Raw genomic sequence first — 3,638 nt, 5'->3', positions numbered from 1 at the left:
TGAAAGCAATGTCGGTCAAAAATGGCATGTTCTAACCAACGTTGGAAACTTAGGTTGTGGCACAAATATTCATTGCCATAAGTAACTAAAGTAAGTTGTTGTTGCCAAATAGGATCAAGCGACATCGTTTGTTGTTCTCTTCTGTGGTGGCCCTATCTTAACCTGTTTATAAAACCATGTACTAAACAAATTTTCCTGATCGTAGAGCTTCATCAACGTGCTTAAAAACTGATAGAATATGGGGTTTTATTAATTTTATAAATTGTTGCTTTGAGAGTTACTATGTCACTGGAAGCCCTGACCACTGAAGCGCTTGCTGCGATTGCAGCAGCAGAGGACCTTGCTACACTCGATCAAGTACGAGTGCAGTTTACGGGTAAGAAAAGCCAGCTCGCTGAGCAATCAAAAGCTTTAGGTAAAATGGACCCTGAAGAGCGTAAAAATTTTGGTGCGCAAATTCATGCTGTCCGCGAAGCGATTACCGGTGCTTTAACTGAACGCCAAACACAATTACAACAAGCAGCGTTAGCACAAAAACTCGCAAGTGAAACGGTTGATATTACTTTACCGGGTCGCGGTCAAACGATTGGGAGTATTCACCCCGTTACTCAAGTGCAAGAGCGGATTTGTCAGTTCTTTACAAAAGCGGGTTTTGTGATTGAAACTGGACCAGAAGTTGAAGATGACTATCACAACTTTGAAGCTTTAAATATTCCAGGGCATCACCCTGCGCGTGCAATGCACGATACATTCTATTTCGATGCGACACATTTGCTACGTACCCATACTTCGGGTGTGCAGATTCGTACCATGGAAACCCAGCAACCCCCGATTCGTATTGTGTGCCCGGGTCGTGTATACCGCTGTGACTCTGACCAAACGCATTCGCCAATGTTCCACCAAATTGAAGGTTTGTATGTCGCTGAAAATACTAGCTTTGCAGAACTGAAAGGTTTATTGGTCAATCTGTTAAACGAATTTTTTGAAAAAGACTTAAAAGTGCGTTTCCGTCCGTCTTATTTCCCATTCACAGAGCCAAGTGCTGAAGTGGATATTATGGATGAGCGCGGTAAATGGTTAGAAGTGCTTGGTTGTGGCATGGTGCATCCGAATGTATTGCAAGCTGCGGGTATTGATCCTGAAAAATATAAAGGTTTTGCTTTCGGTCTAGGTGTGGAACGTTTTGCGATGCTTCGTTATGGCATCAATGACTTACGTATGTTCTATCAAAACGATGTGCGTTTCTTACGCCAATTTGCTTAAACAGATTTATACCTCTCCCTGCCTCTCCTTGAAGGAGAGGAGTTGTTTGTGATGACTTGGGGTTCTCCTTCTTTTCCAAAAGAGGGAGTTAGAGGGGGATTCAAAAATTTAGATTTATAGGTTTTTAACAAAATGAAAATTAGCGAAAATTGGTTGCGTACATGGGTTAACCCAGCCGTTGATAGCAATACTTTATCTGACCAACTGACCATGCTAGGTTTAGAGGTCGATGATTTATCACCTGCGGCAAAACCGTTCACTGGCGTAGTGGTTGGCGAGGTGTTGACCGTAGAACAACATCCTGATGCAGACCGTTTACGTGTAACAACCGTCAATATTGGTTCAGGTGAACCATTGCAAATTGTGTGTGGCGCGCCAAACGTACGGGTTGGTATGAAGGCCCCTGTGGCAACCATTGGTGCGGTGCTTCCAGGTGATTTCAAAATCAAAAAAGGCAAACTTCGTGGCATTGAATCACAAGGTATGCTGTGTGGTGCGTCTGAAATTGATTTAGAAGATAAAATTGATGGTCTTTTAGAATTGTCTACAGATGCACCTGTCGGTGTGGATGTTCGTGAGTATTTACAGCTTGATGATCATGTGATTGATATCAGCATTACGCCAAACCGTGGTGACTGTTTCAGTATTCGTGGTATTGCTCGTGAAATTGGGGTGATTAATCAACTGACCGTGACTGCACCTGAAATTAATGCTGTAGCTGCAACTATTGCCGATGAGAAAAAAGTTGTGGTGAGCACGGAAGGCTGCCCACGCTATTTAGGTCGTGTGATTAAAAATGTGAATACCAAAGCAGCAACCCCAGAGTGGATGGAACGTGCTTTGGTTCGCTCAGGGATTCGTCAGCACAGTATTTTGGTTGATATTACCAACTATGTACTGATGGAGTTGGGTCAACCATTACATGCTTTTGATGCGGCGAAAATTCAAGGTTCGGTTCAAGTTCGTCAAGCGAATGCAACTGAAAAATTGGTTCTACTGAATGAACAAGAAGTTGAGCTCAATGAAAAAGTCATGGTGATTGCGGATGATGAAAAAGCATTGGCGATTGCAGGCATCATGGGTGGCTTGTCCTCATCTGTTAGTGATGAAACCCAGGACATTTTCTTAGAGTCTGCATTCTTTGCTCCATTAGCTATTGCGGGCCGTGCGCGTAGTTTTGGTTTACATACGGATGCGTCGCAGCGTTATGAACGTGGTGTCGATTTTGAATTACCAATGCTCGCGATGCATCGTGCATCACAATTGATTGCAGAATTGGCGGGTGGTGAGTTCGGTCCGATTACGACTGTAGAACAAACGGCAGTTTTACCGAAGCGTGAAGCGATTGAGCTGGAACAAGCGCAAGTGGATCAATTGCTTGGTTATCGCGTAGATGCTGGATTTATTGCGGATGCATTGACCCGTTTAGGTTGTGCTGTGACGGTTAAAGCAGAAGGTCGGTGGTCAGTGGTTCCGCCTTCACACCGTTATGATATGGCGATCTACCAAGACCTGATTGAAGAAGTTGCGCGTATTCATGGTTATGACAATATTCAAATCAGTTTGCCAAAAATTGAAGCGCAATTGGCTCAATATCAAGACCAATTTGAAGTGGCTCAGCTTCGTCAAACCCTCGTGACTTTGGGTTATCAAGAAGCAATTAGCTTTAGCTTTGCAGACTTAAAGCTTGAGAAGCAACTCAATGCGGCTGTGAATCCTTTGGCTTTGGCTAACCCGATTTCAAGCGATTTAGCAGTAATGCGTTCAACACTGCTTTCTAGTTTGATTCCGTGTGTGCAATATAACGTAAACCGCCAACAAAGTCGTGTGCGTTTCTTTGAACTCGGCTTACGTTTCGACTATCAAGATGCTGAATCTATTCATGATTTGAAACAAATTCCTACCCTTGCAGTGATTGCAACAGGTGCAAAAACGTCAGAAACTTGGCATGCTAAACCTCAAGCTATGGATTTCTTTGATTTCAAAGGCGAAATTGAAGAAGTATTGGCAGCAGGTCGTGTGCAGGTTGAATATGTTCGCTCTGAACGTAGTTGGTTGCATCCGGGTCAGTCTGCTGAGGTTTTAGTCAATGGTCAATCTATTGGTTACTTTGGTCGATTACATCCATCTTTAGAAGATGCACTGGATTTGAGCACAACTTGGGTGGCTGAACTTGATCAATCGGCTGTTTTGCAAACTTATGTATCTAATTTTACAGAATTATCACGTTTTCCGTCGGTTAGACGTGATATTGCGCTTTTAATTAGTGATAAGATAAATGTAAGTGAAATTCAGCAACTTATCGAAAAAACAGGTGGTGAGCTTTTAGACTCGACTTGGTTGTTCGATGTGTACACTGGGCAAGGCGTTGAAGA

2 protein-coding genes and 1 pseudogene are annotated in these 3,638 nt (G+C 43.2%); 2 read left to right on the top strand and 1 reads right to left on the bottom strand.

Going from position 1 to position 3,638, the window contains the following annotated elements; genetic code table 11:
- Positions 1-125: pseudogene (locus B4F08_RS17270) on the bottom strand (hypothetical protein); the annotation flags it as partial.
- A gap of 157 nt (positions 126-282) precedes the next feature.
- Here B4F08_RS17270 and pheS point away from each other — a divergent pair.
- Entirely contained in the window at positions 283-1,263 is a 981-nt protein-coding gene (gene pheS / locus B4F08_RS08825) for a phenylalanine--tRNA ligase subunit alpha (RefSeq protein WP_004979194.1), read from the top strand.
- A 132-nt stretch (positions 1,264-1,395) separates the two neighbouring features.
- Positions 1,396-3,638 (top strand): phenylalanine--tRNA ligase subunit beta (pheT, locus tag B4F08_RS08820; protein WP_291374164.1); only part of this gene is annotated, 2,243 nt, incomplete at its 3' end.

The organism is Acinetobacter sp. UBA6720, assembly GCF_002454215.1.
In the GTDB taxonomy this organism is placed as follows: Bacteria; Pseudomonadota; Gammaproteobacteria; order Pseudomonadales; family Moraxellaceae; genus Acinetobacter.
This window is presented reverse-complemented; position numbering and strand designations above follow the sequence as displayed.